Annotated in this window: 24 protein-coding genes and 1 riboswitch; of the genes, 16 read left to right on the forward strand and 8 right to left on the reverse strand. The window is 37.8% G+C overall.

Annotation, left to right across the window (positions count from 1 at the left end):
• Positions 1-95: 95 nt before the first annotated feature.
• The 4 genes from EV693_RS04305 to trpCF form a co-directional block, all read right to left on the reverse strand.
• Entirely contained in the window at positions 96-923 is an 828-nt protein-coding gene (locus EV693_RS04305) for a MetQ/NlpA family lipoprotein (RefSeq protein WP_132501157.1), read from the reverse strand.
• Between the two features lie 50 nt (positions 924-973).
• Positions 974-1651 (reverse strand): methionine ABC transporter permease, encoded by a 678-nt coding sequence (locus tag EV693_RS04310; protein WP_132501158.1) that lies wholly within the window; start codon positions 1649-1651, stop codon positions 974-976.
• The gene (gene metN, locus EV693_RS04315; protein ID WP_132501159.1) at positions 1641-2675 is read right to left on the reverse strand and encodes a methionine ABC transporter ATP-binding protein MetN; all 1035 of its coding nucleotides are present in this window, start codon (positions 2673-2675) and stop codon (positions 1641-1643) included. The genes EV693_RS04310 and metN overlap by 11 nt, the downstream gene beginning before the upstream one ends.
• A gap of 207 nt (positions 2676-2882) precedes the next feature.
• Positions 2883-4310, reverse strand: a complete 1428-nt coding sequence (gene trpCF / locus EV693_RS04320) for a bifunctional indole-3-glycerol-phosphate synthase TrpC/phosphoribosylanthranilate isomerase TrpF (protein ID WP_132501160.1) — start codon at positions 4308-4310, stop codon at positions 2883-2885.
• Positions 4311-4391: 81 nt separating this feature from the next.
• Here trpCF and EV693_RS04325 point away from each other — a divergent pair, with 81 nt between their 5' ends.
• From EV693_RS04325 to EV693_RS04340, 4 genes are read left to right on the forward strand one after another with little or no spacing between them, the layout of a single operon-like run.
• On the forward strand, positions 4392-4727 hold the full coding sequence (locus EV693_RS04325) for a YqcC family protein (RefSeq protein ID WP_132501161.1): 336 nt from the start codon (positions 4392-4394) through the stop codon (positions 4725-4727).
• Positions 4724-5476: a tRNA pseudouridine(65) synthase TruC gene (truC, locus tag EV693_RS04330; RefSeq protein ID WP_132501162.1), complete on the forward strand. Its 753-nt coding sequence runs from the start codon at positions 4724-4726 to the stop codon at positions 5474-5476. Before EV693_RS04325 ends, truC begins: the two co-directional genes overlap by 4 nt.
• A 21-nt stretch (positions 5477-5497) precedes the next feature.
• Positions 5498-5674 carry a YoaH family protein gene (locus EV693_RS04335; protein ID WP_132501163.1) on the forward strand — a complete coding sequence of 59 codons (177 nt, stop codon included), beginning with the start codon at positions 5498-5500 and terminating at the stop codon, positions 5672-5674.
• A complete protein-coding gene (locus tag EV693_RS04340) occupies positions 5674-6138 on the forward strand; it encodes a hypothetical protein (protein ID WP_132501164.1) in 465 nt (154 codons plus the stop codon). The genes EV693_RS04335 and EV693_RS04340 overlap by 1 nt, the downstream gene beginning before the upstream one ends.
• 112 nt (positions 6139-6250) lie before the next feature.
• Here EV693_RS04340 and EV693_RS04345 read toward each other — a convergent pair whose 3' ends face one another.
• On the reverse strand, positions 6251-7135 hold the full coding sequence (locus tag EV693_RS04345; protein ID WP_132501165.1) for a CYTH domain-containing protein: 885 nt from the start codon (positions 7133-7135) through the stop codon (positions 6251-6253).
• Positions 7136-7207: 72 nt separating this feature from the next.
• On the opposite strand from EV693_RS04345, the gene EV693_RS04350 reads away from it, so the two are divergent.
• The 6 genes from EV693_RS04350 to recO all read left to right on the forward strand — a co-directional run bounded on the left by EV693_RS04350 (position 7208) and on the right by recO (position 14551).
• Entirely contained in the window at positions 7208-8614 is a 1407-nt protein-coding gene (locus EV693_RS04350; RefSeq protein ID WP_132501166.1) for a YcjX family GTP-binding protein, read from the forward strand.
• 461 nt (positions 8615-9075) lie between these two features.
• Positions 9076-10869 carry a translation elongation factor 4 gene (gene lepA, locus EV693_RS04355; protein WP_132501245.1) on the forward strand — a complete coding sequence of 598 codons (1794 nt, stop codon included), beginning with the start codon at positions 9076-9078 and terminating at the stop codon, positions 10867-10869.
• Between the two features lie 147 nt (positions 10870-11016).
• The gene (gene lepB, locus EV693_RS04360) at positions 11017-11976 is read left to right on the forward strand and encodes a signal peptidase I (protein ID WP_132501167.1); all 960 of its coding nucleotides are present in this window, start codon (positions 11017-11019) and stop codon (positions 11974-11976) included.
• Positions 11977-12104: 128 nt separating this feature from the next.
• Positions 12105-12779: a ribonuclease III gene (rnc, locus tag EV693_RS04365; RefSeq protein WP_132501168.1), complete on the forward strand. Its 675-nt coding sequence runs from the start codon at positions 12105-12107 to the stop codon at positions 12777-12779.
• Positions 12780-12850: 71 nt separating this feature from the next.
• Positions 12851-13774, forward strand: coding sequence for a GTPase Era (gene era / locus EV693_RS04370; protein ID WP_132501169.1), 924 nt, complete (start codon positions 12851-12853; stop codon positions 13772-13774).
• A 45-nt stretch (positions 13775-13819) separates the two neighbouring features.
• Entirely contained in the window at positions 13820-14551 is a 732-nt protein-coding gene (recO, locus tag EV693_RS04375; protein ID WP_132501170.1) for a DNA repair protein RecO, read from the forward strand.
• A 119-nt stretch (positions 14552-14670) separates the two neighbouring features.
• On the opposite strand, the gene EV693_RS04380 is transcribed toward recO, so the two are convergent.
• A complete protein-coding gene (locus EV693_RS04380; RefSeq protein ID WP_132501246.1) occupies positions 14671-15324 on the reverse strand; it encodes an IS1595 family transposase in 654 nt (217 codons plus the stop codon).
• 136 nt (positions 15325-15460) lie between these two features.
• Entirely contained in the window at positions 15461-16537 is a 1077-nt protein-coding gene (metX, locus tag EV693_RS04385) for a homoserine O-acetyltransferase MetX (protein WP_132501171.1), read from the reverse strand.
• Between the two features lie 246 nt (positions 16538-16783).
• On the opposite strand from metX, the gene EV693_RS04390 reads away from it, so the two are divergent.
• Positions 16784-17674, forward strand: a complete 891-nt coding sequence (locus EV693_RS04390; protein ID WP_132501172.1) for a DMT family transporter — start codon at positions 16784-16786, stop codon at positions 17672-17674.
• Positions 17671-18321, forward strand: coding sequence for a SanA/YdcF family protein (locus EV693_RS04395; protein ID WP_132501173.1), 651 nt, complete (start codon positions 17671-17673; stop codon positions 18319-18321). The genes EV693_RS04390 and EV693_RS04395 overlap by 4 nt, the downstream gene beginning before the upstream one ends.
• A gap of 71 nt (positions 18322-18392) precedes the next feature.
• Here the strand turns inward: EV693_RS04395 and EV693_RS04400 are convergent, their stop codons facing one another.
• Positions 18393-19928 carry a Na+/H+ antiporter NhaC family protein gene (locus EV693_RS04400; RefSeq protein WP_132501174.1) on the reverse strand — a complete coding sequence of 512 codons (1536 nt, stop codon included), beginning with the start codon at positions 19926-19928 and terminating at the stop codon, positions 18393-18395.
• 131 nt (positions 19929-20059) lie between these two features.
• A riboswitch (Lysine riboswitch) is annotated at positions 20060-20229 on the reverse strand.
• A 221-nt stretch (positions 20230-20450) separates the two neighbouring features.
• Between EV693_RS04400 and EV693_RS04405 the strand changes: the two genes are divergently transcribed.
• From EV693_RS04405 to EV693_RS04420, 4 genes are all read left to right on the forward strand, one after another.
• Positions 20451-20864, forward strand: coding sequence for an H-NS family histone-like protein (locus EV693_RS04405; RefSeq protein WP_132501175.1), 414 nt, complete (start codon positions 20451-20453; stop codon positions 20862-20864).
• A gap of 84 nt (positions 20865-20948) precedes the next feature.
• Complete coding sequence (purU, locus tag EV693_RS04410; RefSeq protein WP_132501176.1) at positions 20949-21785, forward strand: formyltetrahydrofolate deformylase; 837 nt, start codon at positions 20949-20951, stop codon at positions 21783-21785.
• Between the two features lie 72 nt (positions 21786-21857).
• A complete protein-coding gene (rnhA, locus tag EV693_RS04415; protein WP_132501177.1) occupies positions 21858-22322 on the forward strand; it encodes a ribonuclease HI in 465 nt (154 codons plus the stop codon).
• Between the two features lie 233 nt (positions 22323-22555).
• Positions 22556-24145 carry an ABC transporter substrate-binding protein gene (locus EV693_RS04420; protein ID WP_132501178.1) on the forward strand — a complete coding sequence of 530 codons (1590 nt, stop codon included), beginning with the start codon at positions 22556-22558 and terminating at the stop codon, positions 24143-24145.
• Positions 24146-24173: the final 28 nt, after the last annotated feature.

Genomic DNA, 24173 nt, shown 5'->3' on the forward strand with positions numbered 1-24173 from the left:
GTTGATTAAGGGCAGGAGGAAGCCCCCTGCCTTCAATCGTTCAGATAATTAATAATATTGCAAAAAATCTAGAAAAAGCTACCGCTAGTAATGGGTTACCAACCTTTTACCACGCCATCTTTAAAGTGTTTTTGTGCTTCTTGAAATACTTCTTCGGTTTGGTAGGCTTTCACAAAATTTTGTACTGCCGCTGAATCTTTATTATCTTGGCGAGCAACAATTAAGTTTACATACGGAGAATCTTTCGACTCAACAAATACGCCGTGTTCTGTAGTATTTAAACCAACCTGACCTGCATAAGTGTTGTTTACGACCGCTAGATCAACATCATCAAGTGCCTTAGCCGCCACAGAGGTGTCTACCTCTTGGATTTTGATATTTTTTGGATTTTCAATAATGTCTAAAGAGGTTGAAAATAAATTGGTATTATCTTGCAGTTTTATTAAACCTTGTTTTTCCAATAAAATTAACGCACGAGCAAGATTTGAAGGGTCGTTTGGTACAGCAATCACGGCACCATCTTGCAATTCAGAGACATTTTTAATTTTTTTAGAATAGCCTGCCAATGGGTAAACAAAAGTATTACCAACAACCACTAAATTATCTAAGCCTTTAGATTGGCTATCCTTATCTAGGTAAGGTTTGTGTTGCATTGCATTAATGTCAAGATCGCCTTTGCTGACAGCGGTATTCGGTAATGCATAATCATTAAACAAGACGAATTCCACATCTAAGTTGTATTTGTCTTTTGCAACTTGAGCGGCACGTTCAGCCACAGTATGTTCTGGACCTGACATTACGCCCACTTTAATTTTTTGTGCCGTTGAAGTCGTTGTAGAAACCTCTGTTTTTTTGTCTTCTTTACAGGCGGTAAGAGCCAAAGTAGAAATTAACACAGTTGCAAGTATTTTTTTGAAATTCATAATAAAATCTCCGAAGTAGTAAATGAATAAAGCTGAAATGACAGCGAGAATTAACGATGATCAAATTTTTGTGCCAACCGATCGCCGATTTTCTGACTGATCATCACAATGGCAACGATGATAATGGTGGCAATCCATTTTACATAGATCATATTTCTGTGTTCGCCATAGCTGATCGCTAGGTTGCCTAAGCCACCACCGCCAACCGCACCAGCCATAGCAGAGTAACCAATTAATGCGACAAGTGTTAGCGTAATCCCATTAATCAAAATGGAGAGCGATTCAGGCAAGTAAAATTTTGTAACGACCTGCCAGTTGGTTGCCCCCATAGATTTTGCTGCTTCGGTTAAACCACTTGGAATTTCCAACAGTGCATTTGAGGTTAAACGAGCAAAAAATGGAATAGCAGAAACAGATAGAGGAACGATAGCAGCCGTTGTTCCGAGTGTAGTGCCGACTAGAAGACGTGTAAAAGGCAATAACACAACAAGTAAGATAATAAAAGGTACAGACCGTCCAATATTAATAATAATATCCAGTATCTGATGTAACCCTTTATGCTCTAAGATCTCGCCCTTACCTGTTAGGAATGCAACAAAGCCAATCGGTAGCCCAATAAGCACCGCAAGGGCAGTGGCGACAAATCCCATATAAAGTGTTTCAACAGTCGATTGAGCAACAAGTTCCCACATTTTAGGGGTAAGTTCATTAAGAAAATCATTCCACATAACCAAGCACCTCAACTTTTACATTATTATCCATTAAATAGAATTTCGCCTCAGCAATCGCATCTTGATGCCCTGTAACTTCTGCAATGACAAAGCCGAATTTTACGCCACCTGCATAATCAATTTGAGACATTAAGATACTGAAATCAATGCTGAATTTTTTGGAAGCATAAGACAATAGAGGGGCATCAACAGAATGTCCTGTGAATTCAAATTTAATGATTGGCTTGTTATTAGCTGTCGGAATTTGTGCCAGCTGCTTAGTGTATTGTGCAGGCAATTCAACGTGAAATGTAGATTGAATAAAACGCTGTGCCAGCTCTGTTTTAGGATTTGAGAAGATTTCGCTAACCGAGCCTGATTCAATCAATTTACCTTTATCAATCACTGCAACACGATCGCAGATTCGTTTCACAACGTCCATTTCGTGAGTAATCAACAAAATAGTCAGCCCTAGGCGAGCGTTGATTTCTTTCAGCAATTGCAGAATGGATTGGGTGGTAGCTGGATCTAATGCACTGGTTGCTTCATCGCATAACAGCACTTGCGGATCGTTTGCTAAGGCTCTTGCAATAGCAACACGCTGTTTTTGCCCACCAGATAAATTGCTTGGATAGACATCACGTTTATCGGCAAGCCCTACTAATGCCAGCAATTCATTAACTTTCTTCTCAATTTTTTCTTTTGGCGTGTGGCTGAGTTCAAGTGGCAAAGCGACATTGCCAAACACGGTACGAGAGGAAAGTAAATTAAAATGCTGAAAGATCATCGCAATTTGGCGACGGGCTAAAATAAGCTGGCTTTCTGATAAGGCAGTGAGATCTTGACCCGCAACGATTATTTGTCCTATGGTTGGACGTTCTAACAGGTTTACACAGCGAATCAGCGTGCTTTTTCCTGCTCCAGAAGCACCAATGACACCGAAAATTGTCCCTTTAGGAACCTGAAGATTAACGTTATCAAGGGCTGTAATTTTCTGCCCTTTTACATCAAATTGCTTGCTGATCTGTTTCAGCTGAATCATAAGTGATTATCCATAATTAATTTGAGATAAAACAAGTGGGATATTCTAGACGTCTAGATTGCTATGTCAATTGAGTAAATTGAATTTTTTATGCGAAAAAAGCATAACAGGTCAAATTCACTTCCTTCTCTTTTGCAAAAGAAGAAGGAAATGAAATAAAAGTCATTTACAAGCGGTGAGTGAGGCTCAAATTTTTGCAAAATGTATTTAGTTGAAAACGTGTATTTGATTGAAAATAGTGGCAAGTTTTGCGTGGTCTTTAATGCCTTTTGCAGATTCGACACCTGAATTTAAATCAACACCTAAACACTGTTGAGCTAACGCTTGTTCTATGTTTTCAGCATTAATTCCGCCAGCCAGTAAGGCTTTTTGTTTCAGCTCTTGGGGAATTAATGACCAGTCAAAGGTTTTTCCTGTTCCCCCTTGCTGGGTTTGGGTTTTGCTGTCAAATACATAGCGGTCAATGACGGTGCTATCTTCAATAATGGGTTTTTCTTGAGTAAATGAAATCGCTCGCCAAATTTGTATATGAGGGGGTAATTGATTGCGTAATTTGGCAAGGTAATCGTCATCTTCGTTACCGTGGAGTTGCACAGCGAATAAATCCAATTGGCGTGCAATTTTTTCGACAAAATCAACCGCTTGATCTTGAAAAACGCCAACAAAACGTAGCGGTGCTTGTACAACAAGTTCTTGTGCTTGTCTAAGTGATAATGCCCTAGGGGAGTGTTCGGCAAAAATTAGTCCGCCGTATAATGCACCACAGCGATAGGCTGCCTCAATATCTTCTTTTCGAGTTAAACCACAGACTTTATTTTCGCCAAAAATAACGCTACGCACGGCATTATTCAGATCCGCACTGCCCATTAAACTGCTTCCGATTAGAAAGCCGTGAGCAAAAGGCGAAATATTTTTTATTTGTTGGTGCGTATAAATTCCTGATTCGCTAATTAACCGCACATCATCGGAGAGCTTGTGCTGATATTTTTGTGCTAAATGCACGATACGATTCATATCAATGGAGAGATCGTGCAGATTACGATTATTCACGCCGATAATTTTTGCTCCCAAGGCAATTGCTCGTTCAAATTCTTGTTCGTTACTGGTTTCAGTCAGCACTCCCATTCCAAGAGAATGAGCCAACGTACTTAATTCAAGATAGGTTTTATCATCAACAACTGACAGCATCAATAAAATGGCATCAGCGTGGTAATAACGAGCAAGATAAACCTGATAAGGGGAAATCATAAAATCTTTGCACAAAATTGGTTGTGGCACTTGATTGCGAACTTGGGCAATATAGCGAAAATCGCCTTGAAAATACTGCTCATCAGTCAATACAGAAATCGCAGTAGCGTAGTTTCTATAGACTTGTGCAATACAATTAAGATCAAAATCTGCACGAATTAGTCCTTTTGATGGCGAGGCTTTTTTACATTCTAAAATATAAGCAGGATGATTGGTCATCGAATGTGTGGCAAAAGCAGCATAAAAATCTCTATCACTCGGTTGAATTTGAGCTTGGAAAGTGGAGAGCGGTTGTATCTGTTGCTGTTTTTTAACCCATTCGGCTTTATCTTGAACAATTTTTTGCAGGATTGTTGGTTTTTGCAGGCTAGTCGGTTGCGTTTGCATAAATTTCCCTTAATTTCCTTTTCTCATCGCATCATTGTAAAAATCAGCTAAAATAGTGCCTGATTTTTTTAAGGATAGCAAATGAGAATCTCAAATACGGAAATAGTAGAAGTACAATTACGCCATAGATTAAATGATCTACAAATTGTACTTCGCCTACATCATCACTGGGAGCAAGTTCCTCCTTCGGCACAAGCAATGGCAAGCACACAGCCTTTTTGTATTGATACGTTGTCTGCAACACAATGGCTACAGTGGATTTTTATTCCTCGTTTTTTGGCATTACTTGATGCGAAAGGCAAGCTACCAAGCAGTTTAAGTATCAGCCCCTATTTAGAAGAAGCACTAAAAAACACGCCCTCCCAAAATGCAATTTTAGAAGCAATGAAAAATATTGAGCGGTTATTTGTAAAATGAGTTTAGTCTTAGATGTGCTTTATCGTGATGATGAACTGATTGCGATGAATAAACCAGCAGGAATGCTTGTACATCGTAGTTGGTTAGATAAAAATGAAACCGTATTTGCAATGCAGACGTTGCGAGATCAAATTGGACAACACGTTTTCCCCATTCATCGCCTTGATCGCCCTACATCGGGTGTATTGTTGTTTGCCTTAAATAGCGATATGGCGAGAATAATGAGTGAGCAGTTTGCATTACATCAAATACGCAAAGTTTATTTAGCCGTGGTGAGAGGTTATTTGAGTGGTGACGGGCGAATTGATTACCCCTTGAAGGTGAAGTTAGATAAAATTGCGGATAAATTTTCCGCACCGAAAGCTGCACAGGAGGCTATTACAGATTATAAGGGCGTAGCACAGGTAGAGATGCCTTATCCTGCAGGAAAATTTAACACAGCACGCTACAGCTTGTTACAACTGTTTCCGCAAACAGGCAGAAAGCATCAATTACGCCGCCATTTAAAACATCTACATCACCCAATTATGGGCGATACCAACTACGGAGACTTACACCAAAATCGTGCTTTGAGTCTTCATACACAATGTGATAGGCTTTTTTTGCACGCCCAGAGCTTGTATTTTACACACCCTAAAACATTGCAGAAAATAGAGATAAATGCACCGCTTGATCAGCAATGGCAATCACTCTTTCAACAATTTAACTGGTATTTCCCCCACCTTTTTGAAAAAGAAAATATTTTGTAGATTCACTATTGATGGGTAGGTATAATGGACAACGCTTTATTAAATTTAACTCACGAGCAGCAACAGCAAGCTGTAGAACGTATTCAGCAGTTAATGCTGCAAGGAACGAGTAGTGGTGAGGCGATTGCGATAGTTGCTAAACAATTGCGTGAGCAATATTCCGCTATTATTTTAAATAATGCTAAAGGAGAAATGTAATGAAAAAGTTTACAATCAGTTTATTTGCACTGATTTCAGCGAATGTAATGGCAGTGTCATCAATAGAGAGACCTCAAGAAAATATTCCTCCAAAATTACGTTTTGGCGTATTTGAGGTGAAAGAAAAAGGATCGAGACTGCTAGAAAGTAATCAATTCTCAGTCAGCAATAAGGAGCATAAATTGTGTTGGGCTGCATTTGATATGCCATTTGATGTATCAAATACAGTTATAGAAGTATTTTATTCGCCGAAAAAAGCAAAATTTATAGATACGATTCAACAAGTAAGTACATCAGAAGATGGAAAAACACATACTGTGACATCAAAATTACCGAGTCAACAGGGTAAGTTTATAGAGCGATGTTGGACATTTGATAAAAATGATCCTTTAGGTAAATATAGTGTTGATATTCAAGTTAATGATATTATTTTTCCAACACAATATTTTGAAGTAACAAAATAGGTTATTTTTAGATTTAATTTCCTTTCGTTGTTATTTTATAAAAGAACTTCCTCTGTAAAAAGAGGAAGTAAGATAATAAAAGTAAAGCAGAATGGATTTATAACTTTGCGGATTAATGGAGTTGCTGTTTGATAAAATGAATATTCTTTAGAAAATACTCTTCGCTGAATAAATAATGAAACAACGCTTGAGGAGTGAATTTCAAAGAAGGATTAAGTTTAAAGAACATTTGGGCTAAATGATCATTATATTTAACCATTCTTAGCATATCGGCAATGTTTTGACTTAACTGGTATATTTCTAATATAGATAATGAAGTCGAATTATCAGCACGAGCGGTGAGTTTCTCAATATTTTCTGCAATCGCTTGGCTATCCATTAATAAATAACCTCTTTTCGCTTTACTTAAGCTACTAAACCACATTCCTTGCCTAACTGGCATTTTCGATAATAAATCAATTAGATCTTGCACATCGCCTGATTTTAATTCAAATTCGATTTCGCAGATTTCTTCTTGATTTTCACTGCTTGTAACCTTTCCTTGATCAAGTGCAATCTCAATGTTGGAATCTTGAAAAGCAATTAGCCAACTTTGTCGAGTAAAGTCTGTTGTAAAGACAGGTTGTAACTTATTTTGTAGGTGAATAATATGATTAAACGTAGGGGTATTCGGAAAAGAATATGTTTTAACGAGTTTTTTTAAATCAGGGTGTTTAGAGGTTAATTCTACATTGTATTCAGGACGAATATGTAAGCCACCAATAATATCGCCTTCCGTTTTTAAGGTTAGTTCGTACTTATTTTCATTCATAATATAAAAAGAGCGAACCCGTAATCCCATTTTATGAGCAGCAAAAAAGCGTTCTGCTGAATCATAATAGGTATTTTTTAATGGTTTTGTTTCTTTCTCTAGAAAATCGAACGAATGAATCCAATCTAAAAATATTGAAATATGTTCAGGAAATAACATTATTTTTAATTCAATTTCATTTTCCATTTTTATTCCTTACTAGGTTTTAGCCAGATATTCTGTTATATTTTACGCAAATTTTTAGCGGAATACAGTGTAATGTTGCAACAGCTTCAAGATAAACTACATCATTTGGTGCAGCGTGGTTTGGATAATCATCTACGCCTTGCGGTAACAGGTTTAAGTCGTAGTGGGAAAACCGCCTTTATCACGAGTATTGTCGATCAACTACTCTATATTAACCAGCAAAATAATCGCCACCTAAGCCTTTTTTCACCAGCTCGTAATGGGCAAATTATCTCAGTGGAACGAGTTGAGCAGCATAACCTCGCAGTGCCTCGGTTTGAGTATGACAAGAATAGACAAAGTTTTGAAGCTCAACCTCCCTATTGGCCACCTTCGACAACAGGCATTAGCGAAATACGTTTAGCCATTCGTTATCGACGCCGAGATAGCCTATTGCGACATTTAAAACAGACAGCCATACTCTATCTTGATATTTTTGACTACCCAGGGGAATGGTTATTAGATTTGCCAATGATGAACCAATCTTTCCAAGAATGGTCGCAGGCACAGCAGGGGATTCATCAAGGATTGCGAGCAAATTTAGCAGAAAATTGGCTAAAGCAGGTTAAAGCATTGGATTTAAGTGCCAAAGCCGATGAGAATCAGCTTGCAAAATTAAGCGAAGAATACACCGCTTATCTCTTTGAATGTAAAGCAGCAGGAATGCAATATATTCAACCTGCACGTTTTATTTTACCGTATACGGAGCGAGGGGCACCTGTATATCAATTTTTTCCGTTGTTGAATTTGACTGATGATGATTGGGAACATCTTGAAAATAGTCCCAAAGAGAGTGTTTTTCATACACTTGAAAAACGTTATCGTCACTACCAACAAAAAATTGTCAAACCTTTTTATCAAGACTATTTTTCACAATTTGATCGCCAAGTCATTCTCGCTGACTGCCTTACGCCGTTAAATCATAGCCAACAAGCATTTATCGAAATGAAAATCGCCCTCCAGCAATTATTTAGCCATTTTCATTATGGGAACCGTTCTTTATTTAGCCGATTATTTTCAGCAAATATCGATAAATTATTATTTGTCGCAACTAAGGCAGATCATATCACTAGCGATCAATTACCGAATTTAGAAAGCCTGATGCGTCAGTTGGTTCAAGAAGGTGGACGACATAATGCGTTCAATGGTATTGAAACCGCCTACCAAGCGATTGCCTCAGTAAGAGCAACTGATCCTGTTATCGCCAATCAAGATGGACAAAGTTTTAAAGCGATTCGAGGAATTCGTTCATCGGATAAAAAAAGCGTAACGCTTTACCCTGGGAGCGTTCCAAGTCGTCTACCTGACGCTCATTTTTGGCAACACAACCGCTTCGAATTTGACCAATTTGAGCCAAAGCGTATTGATTTCGAGCAACCAATACCGCATTTGAGGATAGATGCGGTACTGCAATTTTTGCTTGCTGATCATTTTGACTAGCTAAGCGACACTATCACGCAAGTTTTAAATAATGTGATTGTGGGTATATCACGCTGATTTCAATACGGACACCACGCTTGGCGTCCCTCTCAATCGCATTCAATTAATATCAAGCCAGTAGGGACACACTGCGTGTGTCCGTTTTAAACTGTTTCAATCCCTTTAAGAGCAGGGCTTATCTTTCGACTGGCATATGAACTCCATTAAAAACAAGCGAAGATTATAGCCAAAATTCTAGGCTATATTAAAAAATGCAAATTTGTAATAAGACCGTTTTTAAAAGTTATTTCTAATTTACTGGCCTTTGATGATTAAGAATGGATTATGGGCGATATCCTTGCAAAAATTTTGACAAAACTGGTCGCTGATTTTTTGCTTTCTTTCCAAATGGGTGGAATTCAAGTAGAATTGACAGATTAATTTTTTCTTTATTTTACAGGACAGTTTTTGCCCGTATGAAAATGCAGAATATTCGTAACTTTTCTATTATTGCTCATATCGATCACGGTAAATCGACGCTTTCTGACCGCCTAATCCAAATATGTGGAGGCTTGTCTGATCGTGAAATGGAAGCACAAGTATTAGATTCAATGGATCTTGAACGTGAGCGTGGTATCACGATTAAAGCTCAAAGCGTAACGCTTCATTATAAAGCACAAGATGGTGAAACGTATCAGCTTAATTTTATTGATACTCCTGGGCACGTTGATTTTTCTTATGAGGTTTCTCGATCTTTGGCGGCGTGTGAGGGAGCGTTATTGGTGGTTGATGCAGGTCAGGGAGTTGAAGCACAGACTTTAGCAAATTGCTACACTGCAATTGAGATGAATTTAGAAGTTGTGCCTATCCTTAATAAAATTGATTTGCCAGCTGCAGAGCCTGAACGTGTGGCGGAAGAAATTGAAGATATTGTCGGCATTGAGGCGATGGAGGCTGTTCGCTGTTCTGCAAAAACAGGGCTAGGGGTTGATTTGGTGCTTGAGGAAATTGTGAAATCCATTCCTGCACCAGAAGGCGATCCTGCTGCACCGTTGCAAGCGTTAATCATTGATTCTTGGTTTGATAATTATCTAGGCGTAGTGTCTCTTGTGAGAGTGAAAAATGGCACGCTGAAAAAAGGTGATAAGATTAAGGTGATGTCTACAGGGCAATCTTATAATGTGGATAGATTGGGTATTTTTACGCCGAAACAGGTGGATACGACAGAATTAAATTGTGGTGAAGTCGGTTGGGTGGTGTGTGCGATTAAAGATATTTTAGGGGCACCAGTCGGCGATACGCTAACCCATCATCACAATAGTGCAACGGAAGTGCTGCCTGGGTTTAAGAAAGTTAAGCCGCAGGTTTATGCTGGACTTTTCCCAATTAGTTCAGATGATTATGAGGCATTTCGTGATGCGTTAGGCAAATTAAGCCTGAATGATGCTTCCCTTTTCTATGAACCTGAAAATTCTACGGCTCTTGGTTTTGGTTTCCGTTGTGGTTTCTTAGGGTTGCTGCATATGGAGATTATTCAGGAGCGATTAGAGCGTGAATATGATCTTGATTTGATTACGACTGCACCAACGGTGGTTTATGAAGTTGAGATGACTAATGGCGAAGTGATTCATATTGATAGCCCATCAAAATTGCCGCCTATTAGCAACATTGCAGATATTCGTGAACCGATTTCAGAATGTAATATGCTCGTGCCACAGGAGTATTTGGGGAACGTTATTACTCTTTGCGTGGAGAAACGAGGTGTGCAGACGAATATGGTTTATCACGGCAATCAAGTGGCATTAACCTATGAAATTCCGATGGGCGAAGTGGTGTTGGATTTCTTCGATCGCCTAAAATCAACTTCACGGGGCTATGCCTCTTTAGATTATGGTTTTAAACGTTTCCAATCTGCGGATATGGTGCGAGTTGATATTATGATTAATGGTGAGCGAGTTGATGCATTGGCGTTAATTGTTCATCGTGCGAATGCACCATATCGTGGGCGTGAGTTAGTGGAAAAAATGAAAGAATTAATTCCTCGTCAGCAATTTGACATCGCAATTCAGGCGGCGATTGGTAATCATATTATTGCTCGTTCAACGGTTAAACAATTGCGTAAGAACGTGTTGGCGAAATGTTATGGAGGCGATGTAAGCCGTAAGAAAAAACTTCTCCAAAAGCAAAAAGAAGGTAAAAAGCGTATGAAGCAGTTGGGGAATGTAGATGTTCCGCAAGAGGCGTTTTTAGCGATTTTACACGTTGGAAAAGATTAAGGGATAAGGTTAGAAAAAATCTAATGTTTATCGAACATTTTGCAAAAAAACTAGTCAAATTGACCGTTTGTGTGCTGTTCATTAATTGATTTATTTACTGAACAGTACTATTTTGTGAATTTTCATTATCAATATTAAGGGGAAAAAATGGCGAATATTCTGCCTATTCTGTTTATTGGAGCGTTGTATGGCATTTGGAAATGGTTGGATAGTATGCAGCTACCCAATGCGATTTCAATCATATTAGTGGCATTAGTCGTGATTTGTGGTGGCTTTTGGTTGTTTTATAAATTTAATGAACCTCGTCGCCAAGCGGCAATTGTGCGAGAAGAACAGCGTTTAGGTAAAGTGTTAAGTGCCAAAGAAAAAGCGGTTATTCGACCTCGCTCTGTGATAGGTGATTTTTTAGCTTCGCTTTTTGGTGTACTCTTTTTTGTTACTTTATTTCGCTCATTTATATTTGAACCATTTCAAATTCCAAGTGGTTCGATGGAGCCGACTTTGCGTGTTGGCGATTTTTTAGCGGTTAATAAGTTTAGTTATGGTATTAAAGACCCTATTTTCCAAAATACGTTAATTGAGACAGGCAAGCCTCAGCGTGGTGATGTGGCGGTATTTAAAGCTCCACCCCAACCACATCTTGATTATATTAAACGAGTTGTTGGTGTTGGTGGGGATCGTGTGAAATTTGATATTCATAATCAACAATTAACCGTCATTCACGGCGATACAGGAAAAGAGGCGGTATTCCAATATGAAGGCAATACACCGAATCCGAATTTCTTTTATCGTGGTGAAATGCAACTTGAACGTAAGGAGATTGGCGATGTAACCCACCAAATTTTAAATCACCCTCAGCCATTTAATTATGAACCTTATTTATTTAAGCAAGAAGGATTACCAGTTGGAGAGTGGCTTGTACCAGATGGGCATTATTTTATGATGGGGGATAATCGTGATAATAGTGAAGATAGCCGTTTTTGGGGATTTGTGCCTGAAAAAAATATGGTTGGGAAAGCAAGTTTGGTTTGGTTAAGCCTAGATAAAGAGCCAAATGAATTTCCGAAAGGCTTACGGTTTGAGCGAATGTTTACTGAAATTCGATAATAAATAACGTATTTTTATTTTATTGCGAGTATTGGGATACGATGAGTATCCCATTTTAGAATTGTAATAAATTTGATGAGAAAGTTGCTAAAGTTAGCAAGGTTAGCGTCGTAGGTTTACAGGAAGTGATGCAATTAGAACGATTAGAAAAAAAACTGGGTTATCAATTTGCCAATAGAGATTATCTTGAGCAAGCCTTAACTCATCGAAGTGCCGCAGCGAGAAATAATGAACGTTTAGAGTTTTTAGGGGATTCAATTCTTAATTTTGCAATAGGCAAGTCATTATATGATAAATTTCCTAAGGCAAATGAAGGCGAGCTAAGTCGTATGCGTGCAACTTTGGTGAGAGAGAAAACCTTAGCACTTGTCGCTCGTGAGTTTGAACTTGGGGACTATTTAAAACTAGGTGCTGGGGAGCTAAAAAGTGGCGGGTTTCGCAGGGAATCTATATTGGCAGACTGTGTTGAGGCAATTATTGCAGCGGTATATTTAGATAGTGGTATAGATAAAGCAATCAGTTGCGTATCTTGTTGGTATAAAAATTTGTTGAATGAAACCAATCCAAGTGAAGCTCAAAAAGATCCAAAAACCCGTTTACAGGAATATTTACAGGCTCGTAAATTAGCTTTGCCAGAATATGAAGTGATCGATATTAAAGGCGAAGCTCATAATCAGATGTTTAAAGTACGCTGTAAAATTGAAAAGTTTGAGGACGTTGTGATTGGTGTTGGTACCAGTCGTCGTAAAGCTGAACAGAATGCTGCAGGACAAATTATCCAAAAATTAGCATTAAAAGATTAAAATGTTTAATATGAAAGTAGGGGACGTGATTGCGTCCCATTGATTTATTTGTTACTTATAAAGAGAAAAAAATGACAATACAAACAAGTGCGTCCTCATCGCAATTCACCTATTGCGGCTTTATTGCAATTGTTGGCAGACCGAATGTGGGCAAATCTACATTACTTAATAAAATTTTAGGGCAGAAAATTTCGATTACGTCCCGTAAAGCACAAACTACACGCCACCGCATTTTAGGGATTAAGACCGAGGGCGTATATCAGGAGATCTATGTGGATACCCCTGGGCTTCATATTGAAGAAAAACGAGCAATTAATCGTTTGATGAACCGTGCTGCCAGTAGTGCAATTGCTGATGTAGATATGGTTATTTTTGTGGTTGAAGGAACGAAGTGGACTGATGATGATGAAATGGTACTAAATAAATTGCGAGCCTCGAAAGCCCCTGTTGTGTTAGCAATCAATAAAGTCGATAACATTAAAGAAAAAGAAGAATTATTGCCTCATATTACATTTTTAAACGAGAAATTTCCTTTTAACGACATCATACCCATTTCCGCACAGCGTGGGCAAAATGTTGCTATTTTAGAAACGTTGGTCAGAAAATCGCTTAAAGAAGGCAAACATCATTATCCTGAAGATTATGTAACAGATCGTTCTCAGCGTTTTATGGCATCAGAAATTATTCGTGAAAAACTAATGCGGTTTATGGGTGAAGAATTGCCTTATTCTGTTACGGTAGAAATTGAGCAATTTAAATTAAATGAGCGTGGTACCTATGAAATTAATGGTTTGATTTTGGTTGAGCGAGATGGGCAGAAAAAAATGGTCATTGGCAACAAGGGACAAAAAATTAAAGTTATTGGGACAGAAGCCAGAGCGGATATGGAACGCTTATTTGATAACAAAGTACATCTAGAATTATGGGTGAAAGTAAAAGCTGGCTGGGCTGATGATGAACGAGCATTAAGAAGTTTAGGTTACATTGACGAATAAATCGCATTATTTTGGATCAAAATCAATGACGTTTTTGAGGTAAAAATGAAACAGTACAGCGAACCACTACAACGTGGATTTGTTTTGCATCGTCGAAATTATAGCGAAAGTAGCTTGCTGGTTGAATTTTTTACTGAAAAAAATGGGCGTATTACCTTGCTGGCAAAAGGGGCTCGTCGTCCACATTCGCCTTTAAAAGCAGTGTTACAGCCCTTTACGCCTTTATTGCTACGTTGGGCTGGTAAAGGAGAATTAAAAACACTGACTCGAGCTGAAGATGTTTCACTGACATTACCAATGAGCACTACGGCACTTTATAGTGGTTTTTATGTGAATGAAATACTGTCGAGAGTATTGGAAAATCATACGGCTTACCCTGAATTATTTGGATATTATTTGGATTGCGTTACGCATCTTGCTGCCAATCCATCAGAGCTTGAGCCAATACTTAGAACGTTTGAATTTCGAACATTGCAAGCACTCGGTTATGCGATTAATTTTGCACATTGTGCAGCGACAGGTGAGGTTGTTGATCCCCAAATGCGTTATCAGTTTTATGAGAATGAGGGATTTGTTGCCTCGCTTATGCAAAATAATCATAGTTTCTTGGGAAAAGATTTATTGGCTTTTTCACGTTTAGATTTTTCAGAAAAAGAAACACAACAAGCAGCAAAGCGTTTTATTCGCATTGCATTAAAACCCTATTTAGGTTCTGCACCATTAAAAAGCAGAGAGCTTTTCCAGCGGATTTTACCAAATCGTTTAAAAAGTGCTTAGCGATTAGCAATTAAGTTAAAAATAAGTCGTCAAGATAACCTACAAAGGTAAAAGTAAGCGGTCAGTATATTATTATTTTTTGCAATTTGTTTTAATTTAGGGGCTGTATTAGATCAGCCCTAAATTTCACACCATTTTCTCAACGTTTTAAGCTGTTCTTTTGGCGTCCCAAAGTTAAACCGAAATTCACATTCCTTCAAGAATAAAGGGAAATTTTTTCGGTCGATTCCATTATATTTTCGAAGTATTCGCTTAGCCTGACTCCAAAAATTTTCAATCCCATTGATATGATTTTGTTTCACTGCAAACAGTTCGGAATGATTGATTCTTTCGTGATGAAATTGGCTCACATCAAGTGCGTCATAACTCCGATAAGTATCCGTGTAAACCCAGCTGTCAAGCTTAATTTTCCTTGTAATAACAGGCATTAACGTCTCTGTTTTAGTGTTTTCCACTACAACAGTAAACACCTTTCCTTGCCGCTTTAACAAACCAAAAACCGCCACTTTTCCTGCAGCTCCTCGTCCTCGCTTTCCTTTGCGATGACCACCAAAATAACTTTCATCAAGCTCAATTTGACCATCAAATACTTCATCAGCTTCAAGAGCTAAATGGTAAGTAATGACTTCACGAAGTTTTCGGTAAAATAATGCATTGGAATTAGGGTTTATCCCCAAAATATCAGCTGCAGAACGAGCCGTTACTTCTAACACAAAAAATTCAAGGAGCTTTTTCTGTATAGATTTCTTTAATTTACAATGAGTTATCTTCATTTTCATAGACTAGCATACTTGCTAATCTAATACAGCCCCTTAATTTATTTTTTGTATCTTAACATTTATAGCCATTTCCTCCTTTGCTTTCTTTTGTCCTTTCTGCTTATGGGGGGCTGTGGAAGGGAATTTTTGACTATTTTTCCTTTAGTCCTTTTCTAATCATTTCCTCAAAAAATGCATAATCTACTAAAAAAGCGTCGTGTCCAAAATCAGAATGAAATTCATAAAAGTTCACGGATACACCTGCATTTTCTAATTTCTGTTTTGTTTTATGGACATCAATTTGCTTGAATAGTTGATCACTGGTAACACCAACCAATGTATAGCGAGCTTTAATGCGTTTTAGTGCTTCCTGTTCGTTCACATAGCCGAGAGCAGGATCATACAAATCCATAGCCCTGAGTAAACGTAGGTAGCTATTAGCATCAAAGCGGTCTAGAAATTTTTTACCTTGATAGCTTAAGTAAGATTCCACCTGAAATAGATCACCCCAAATATCGCCCTGCTGCTTAGTTTCCCGCCCAAAGGCTTTTGCAAGCTGTAGATCTGTGCGATAGGTGAGCATACCGAGCATTCTGGCAATTGTTAGCCCTTTGTTTGGTGGTGTGCTGTCATAATAATTGCCATTATTAAAATGCGGATCATTTATAATCGCTTGTCGCATAATGTGATTGAATCCAATAACTTCAGCACTAAGTGTTAATGAGGAACAAAGATTGATGATATTATCAACGAAATCAGGGTAGCTAATTGCCCATTGAGTTGCCTGCATTCCACCAAAAGACCCACCAACCACAGCGTGCAATTTTGGGATACCAAGCTGAGCAATTAAGGCTTTTTGAACCTGAACAATATCTTGTATACTGATAATTGGAAATTCGCTGCCATAAGGTTTGTTAGTGTGAGGATTGATTGACATTGGACCTGTTGTCCCTTTACACCCACCGAGCACATTTGAGCAGATGAGAAAATATTTGTCTGTGTCAAATGCCAATCCACTACCAATAAAATCTTGCCACCAACCTTTGTTTGCTGAATTGGCAAAATAAGGTTCAGCATCGCCCGTTAAGGCATGGCAGAGTAGAATTGCATTACTTCTATTTTGGTTCAATTTACCATAAGTTTGATAGGCAACATCAATAGCGGATAATGAACCACCGAATAACAGTTCAAGTGGTTGTTGTTCAAAAAGCCGAATTTGCTGTGCCATTCTTACCTCAACTTTGCAAAAATTTGCCCTAATATCACCGCTTTTACACGGTGTGGGAAGGATATTTGATTATAAAATTGCAGCGTAAATTAGCAGAGCAAGCGAATTTGTCAAGAAGTTTTAGCCGTCTAAACGTCTAGATTTTTAAATGGCTAAATGCAGCCTTTTTTAAGCTTGCAATTTTCATTCACTTCGTTATTCTAGCACCTTTTATCCTATTGCTTTACTCATTTAGAAGGATTACCTATGCAATCTCATCAGCCTATTAAAGGGGCGATTGCTATCGTCATTGCAGGTATTTTATTTGCCTGCATTAATACCTTAATCCCTAAACTGACCTCTGTATCCCCTATTGATGCTGGAGTTGTTGCGTTAATGCAATATTTATTTGCGTTTATTTTCTTGATGCCAAGTATGGGGACAATGGGATTTTTCCAATCACTGAAAACCAAGCATTTGGGGTGGCATTGTTTTCGTGTTTTCTTGTCTGCTATTGGTATTCAATGTTGGACGGTTGCACTGGCACACCCAATTCCAATTTGGCAAGGGATTGCACTATTAATGACTTCGCCATTGTTTGTAACACTCGGATCAGGTTTATTATTGAAGGAAAAAGTTGATATAACTCGCTGGCTTGCAACAGGTTTAGGTTTTGTGGGAGCGATGATTATTTTAGAGCCGTGGTCTGAAAACTTTGACTGGATTGTGTTATTACCTGTGGCGGCTGCATTTTTTTGGGCGTGCTATTCGTTAATGGTTAAAAAGTTATCAAGCGAGGATTCACCGACGACAATGGTCGCTTACTTGTTTATTCTGATTACTCCCTTCAATTTATTGATTGCTTTAACTAATTTAAGTCCTCAAGGGTTTAGCTTGCCTTCTTTTAGTGATGTAGGCTTTTTAATTTTGTTGGGATTTTTTACTGCGTTAGCTCAATTGGCAGTCGCAAAAGCGTATAGCTATGCAGATGCATCTTATATTCAACCGTTTGATTTTATTAAATTACCATTAAATGTGTTAGCAGGTTGGCTGGTATTTAATTGGGTTCCACCAGGTAAATTATGGTTAGGTGCAGCCATTATTATTGCCGCAATACTTTACATTACACATTCAGAAACAAAGCAAGCTAAACAATGAAATACCAAGCTGCCAAAAAAATTTTGAAAAAAAGCCTAAAATATAGTGTACTTTTCCTCATAGGTTTGTTTGGCTGTATGTGTGTTATTGATCTTGGAACAAGCTATTTGGTTAGAGATAAGGTTTACACTGACATCAACACGCTTCCTAAACGTCAATATGTGATAGTCTTAGGTACTGCTAAATATTACCCTTCAGGATCAATGAATTTATATTATAAATATCGTCTTAATGCGGCACAGTTAGTTTTTACTCACAGTAAAGCAGATTATTTTCTAATGAGTGGCGATAATAAGACAGCTTATTATAATGAGCCTAGAGTAATGGGTCGAGATTTACGTGCAAAAGGCGTTCCTGAAAAATTTATCTTAAAAGATTATGCAGGATATAGTACTTTAGATTCCATTATGCGAGCAGATAAAGTGTTTAATCTTCCTCCATTTACCATTATTTCTCAGCGTTTTCACTGTGAGAGAGCGTTGCTTATTGCAAAATTTCACGACATTGACGCTATCTGTTTTGTGGCTACATATCCAGAAAAACATTACCAAGTGAGATTACGTGAATTCATAGCAAGGAGTATGATGGTATTGAGATTAATTACAGGGACGGAGCCTAGTACATTGCTCAATGTAGAAAAGAAATAAGAGAATAGGATAAGCAAGATATTAGCAGGACACCACTACGTTGGTGCCCTGATTGTTTAGATTGGGTGAAATCAGTGATTTCTTTTTCTGAAAATAAAGATTAAAAGAGTTAATGTTATAGCTGTTGCTGAGAAACCAAACAGTGCAGATTGTGTAAAGCCCAAGACAAGGTAGCCTATTGCTGAAGCTGCAGCAACGGTGATTGCATAGGGTAGCTGAGAAGTAACGTGATCCATATGATTACACTGTGCTCCTGTCGAAGATAAAATGGTAGTATCTGAGATAGGAGAGCAATGATCGCCACAAACGGCACCTGCCATCACAGCGGATAGACAGGGTAATAGTAATGCAGGATCGGCATTGGCAGCCATTACTGCTGCGATGGGTAGCATAATACCAAATGTTCCCCAGCTTGTACCTGTTGAGAATGCCATTCCAGCCCCTAAAATAAAGAGAATAACAGGCAAGAAAGCAGGATTGATGCTGTCTGCAACTAATGTTGAGAGATATTTTCCCGTTTGCATATCACTGACAATTGCATTGATTGTCCAAGCAAAGAATAAAATTGTGATTGCACCGAGCATTGATTTAGCCCCAATAGTATAGGATTGAAAGTAGCTTCTTACGTCAATTAATCGACTGACTAGGATACAAATGGTGGCAACAACTAATGCACTGATACCACCTACAACAAGTGAAATACCAACAGTTGTATTTTCAAATGCCCCTAGTACGCTAAATGGTTTTCCATCAGCATTTAATGCTTGATAGCCCGTATACATCATCATTGCAATGGTCGCAACAATCAAAGTAACGATTGGCAAAATAAGATTACGCACACTACCAGTAGAATGATCACTGTTTTGTTCGGTGGTTTCTTGAATTGATGACTTCGATGCTTGCTGTTCAAATGCTACCATTGAGCCTAAATCAAATGAAAAATAAGCGACGATGAACACCATCATTATTGAGAAGATTGCATAGAAGTTCATTGCACTCATCTCAATAAATGCACCAAGTGGTGAATAATGGGTAATCCCATAAGTGGCTAGTAATCCTGCGATAAGCGTGATAATGTAGGCCCCCCAGCTGGAGATTGGCATTAATACGCACATTGGTGCAGCAGTTGAGTCAAGAATATAAGCTAGTTTTGCTCGAGAGACTTTAAATCTATCGGTAACAGGACGAGCAATTGCACCTACTGCAAGGCTATGAAAATAGTCATCAATAAAGGTAAAGAAAACTAAACCTGCTGCCATTAATTTGGCTCCTCTCCTTCCTTTAATATGTTGTTGCGCCCAATTTGCAAATGCTTGATTGCTACCAGAAACACTTAGTAGGGCAGTAAGAATACCAAGTAAAACTAAGAATAGAATAATATTAACATTATTGGCATTTATACCTTCCTCATTATAAATTAATGAAAGTACATTATTTTTTAAATGGGTGAAACTATTAACAATCTCTCCATTATTAATCATTAATGCACCGACAATAATGCCAACACTTAATGAAAAGATAACACGACGTGTAGAAATTGCGAGTAGTAGAGCAAGTAATGCGGGTAATAGCGACCACGCTGAATTTGAATAGTCTATAAGACTCATAAAACCTCTTAGATTGTTTTAGTTTAAAAAAATGTCAAACAAAGAAAGAGTGATACTGAATTAATTTACATTATGAATTCATTTACATTAATGCAAATTAACGAAAGGTAATAAAAAAGAAATGGTTTAAACCTAACAGTAGCACTCCATAGCATTTGCTATGACAGTGCCGCTCCTTTCGGAAGCGACCCCAACCAATTAAGATGACGCTTAACTGATTTCGGCAAATACACCTTTCTTCTTACGTCCTCGTTTTCCACTCAGCAAGAGTACTTATTGTATCTGCACCTCTACAAGTTGTAGGATTACGATAGGTTACATTAAGAAATTGATTTTGCCAAGAGTGAAGAACGAAAGTTTATTGATTAAGATGATAAGAATAAAAGGAGATTAATAAAAATAAAAACAATTTATTTCTGTCGCTTACTTAGAAATGGTTTACCTTGAAAAAATATTAAGGTAACATTCAGTCAATCTTTATTTATCTAAGGACACATATTTTTAATTATAGGAGAAATAATAATGTCTGAAGTATTAAGAACCCTCTCTAATATTCGCAGCTTACGAGTGATTGCTCGTGAATCAACGCTTGAGCAAATGGAAGAGCTACTCAATAAAATTACTGCAGTGGTAGAGGAAAAGCGTGAGGCTGCTAAAATACAAGAAGCAGAGAATTTAAGACGTCTTGAAAGCTTAAAGAAATTTAAAGCATTACTTGATGAAGATGGTATTTCTTTAGAAGAGTTAGCAAGTTTGTTTAGTGGCTCTGCTAAAGGGGAAGGCAAAAAACGTGATAATCGCCAAGTGAATCCTGCAAGATATAAATATGTTAATGATAAAGGACAATATAAAACGTGGACTGGTCAGGGAAGAATGCCACTTACGATTCAGCGTGCTTTAGATGAAGGGAAATCGTTGGCAGAATTTGAAATTTAATTTTTCTATTCTATTCTCCATATTGTGAAGAGAATCTGTTTTTGATAGATTCTCTTTTTGTATTTTGAACGCAAGGATTACTCAATGATTGAAAATAAGATTTTATTAACAGAATGTCCAGATGATAAAGGACTTGTCGCAAAAATTACGAATATTTGTTATAAACACCAATTGAATATTATTCAAAATAATGAGTTTGTAGACAGTGATACACGTCGATTCTTTATGCGAACTGAGCTACAAGGTATATTTAATGATCAGACCTTACTTGCGGATTTGGCATTTACTTTGCCAAGTGGCTCAAACTATAGATTAGTGCCTCATAAACGTAAGCGTATTGTGATTTTGGTTACAAAGGAAGCCCATTGCTTAGGGGATATTTTAATGAAAACTTATTATGGTGGTCTTGATGTTGAAATTGCAGCCGTCATTGGTAATCACGATAAATTAAGAAACTTAACTGAACGCTTTGATATTCCTTTTCATTTAGTCAGTCACGAGGGATTAACTCGTGTAGAACACGATAAATTATTAAGTGAAAAAATTGATGAATATGCACCAGATTATATTGTATTAGCAAAATATATGCGAGTGTTAAATCCAGCCTTTGTTGAGCGTTATCCAAACCGTGTAATTAATATACATCATTCATTTTTACCTGCTTTCATTGGTGCAAAACCTTATCAACAGGCTTATGAAAGAGGGGTGAAAATTATTGGGGCAACCGCGCATTTTATTAATAATGAGTTAGATCAGGGGCCAATTATTGTTCAGAATGTCATTAATGTTGATCATACTTATACTGCTGATCTAATGATGAAAGCTGGGCGCGATGTTGAAAAAACAGTATTAAGCCGAGCATTAGAATGGGTATTTGCAGAACGTGTTTTTGTTTATCAAAATAAAACTATTGTGATGTAATAAGGTCAGTGGCAATGTGATATTGCAAAAATAGTCTTGAAATAGACCGCTTGCTTATTTTGAGGTATAGAAATGAAACAGGTTGAAATTTTCACTGATGGATCTTGTCTTGGTAATCCAGGGAAGGGAGGGATTGGAATTTTGTTACGTTACAAAGGACAAGAAAAAACCTTAAGCCAAGGTTATCGTTTGACGACCAACAATCGAATGGAGCTACAAGCAGTCATTACCGCTCTCTCGCAATTGAAAGAGCCTTGTCAGGTAAAGCTTTACAGTGATAGCCAGTATATGAAAAAAGGGATTGGGCAGTGGATTTTTAACTGGAAAAAAAATAATTGGCAGACGAGTAATAAAAAGCCTGTTAAAAATAAAGACTTATGGCTCGCACTGGATAAGGTCATTTCTTCACATCAACTTGAGTGGTGTTGGGTGAAGGGACATTCGGGACATCGTGAAAATGAGATTTGTGATGAATTGGCTCGTTGTGCTGCTGAAAATCCATCATTGGAAGATATTGGCTATCAATTAGAGGGTTAAACCCTCTATTTTTTTATCTAAAAAATCAATTTCGTGATGTAGATCACAAATCTTAATTATCGTTTTATCAATTCATTGACACATACTAAGTTAGTGATATGATGTTTTTAATCCATTTTTGATTTTAATTTTGATAAAAACACTTCAAAATTAAGATTGAAAACAGAGATTGTTCAGAAATGCTTTTCTGAGCTTAAATCGTTTGAAACACAACACTGTTAAAGGAGTCTGTTATGGCTAATCATTTTGAACTTAATGAATCACGCCGTGGTTTTATGAAATTAATGGCAGGTGTGAGTGCAGGTTTTGCATTCAGCGGTGCGTTAGGAACGTTTTCTTCCGAAGCATTAGCTGCACCAGTTGCTGGTAGCTCAATTGAAGCAGGGATTGCTTACCCAATTTCAACGGGATTTGATCCGCTTACTTCAAGTGGTGCTTCTTCACTTGCTTCGAATTTACATATTTTTGAAGGGCTAGTTGAGCTACACCCAGCAACTCGTGAAATGTATTTAGCATTGGCAGAAAAAGAGCCAGAGCAAATTGACGATGTTACTTGGCGTGTGGCATTGCGTGATGGAGCCGTTTTCCACCACGGTAAGCCTGTAACGACTGAAGATGTTGTTTACTCTTTTGAACGAGTGTTAGATCCAGAAAAAGCGTCTCTATTTGCTCAATTTATTCCATTTATTGATTCTGTGAAAGCAGTAGATGACAAAGTAGTTGAGTTCAAACTGAAATACCCATTTGCGTTATTCAAACAACGTTTAAGCATTGTAAAAATTGTACCGAAAGCGTTAATTGAAGAGAAAGGTCAGCAATCATTTGATGCAAACCCTGTGGGAACAGGTCCATATAAATTCGTTTCTGCGGTAAAAGATGACCGTATCGTTTTTGAAGCCAATAAAGCCTATAACGGTAAATATCCTGCTAAAGTTGAAAAAATGACGTGGTTCTTGCTTTCTGATGATGCTGCTCGTGTAACGGCTCAAGAATCAGGGCGTGTACAAGCAATTGAAAATGTACCTTATCTTGATGCAGAAAGATTAAAACGTCGCAATACTGTAGGTTCTGTACAATCTTTCGTACAATTATTCTTAATGTTTAACTGTGAAAAAGCACCGTTTAATAATCCAAAAGTACGCCAAGCATTCCACTATGCGTTAGATAAGCAGAAATTAATTGATGTGGTGTTCTTTGGTAACGCAGAAGCAGCAACTTCTTATGTACAAAAAACGCACGCAGACTATATGGAAGCAGGTACACAATATAATTTTGATAAAGCGAAAGCTGAAGCCCTGCTTAAAGAAGCTGGCGTGAAAGAGCTGAAATTTGAATTACTTGCAACGGATCACCAATGGGTGAAAGAGTGTGCTCCACTTATTCTTGAGTCGTGGAATGCATTATCAGGTGTGAGTGTGAGTCTTAAACATTTACAATCTGGTGCATTATACGGCGGACACGTTGATAAGGGTGCGTTTGAGGTGGTTATCGCCCCAGGTGATCCATCAGTATTTGGTAACGATTTAGATCTCTTATTAAGCTGGTGGCATCGTGGTGATGTATGGCCGAAAAATCGCTATCGCTGGTCAAATACACCAGAGTATAAACGTGTTCAAGAGCTTTTAGATATTGCAATCAAAGCAAAAGTACACGATGAAGCGAGAAAAGCGTGGAAAGAAATTTTTGATATTATTTCTGAACACGTTCCACTTTATCCGATTTTGCACCGTAAATTACTTGCATCTTGGAATGAAAAAGAATTAACTGGTTTCCAACCATTACCAACAACAGGATTATCTTTCCTTGGCGTTGGACGCAAATAATTATTAAGTCTACTCAGGAGGCTGAAAA

Source organism: Nicoletella semolina, assembly GCF_004345745.1.
In the GTDB taxonomy this organism is placed as follows: domain Bacteria; phylum Pseudomonadota; class Gammaproteobacteria; order Enterobacterales; family Pasteurellaceae; genus Nicoletella; species Nicoletella semolina.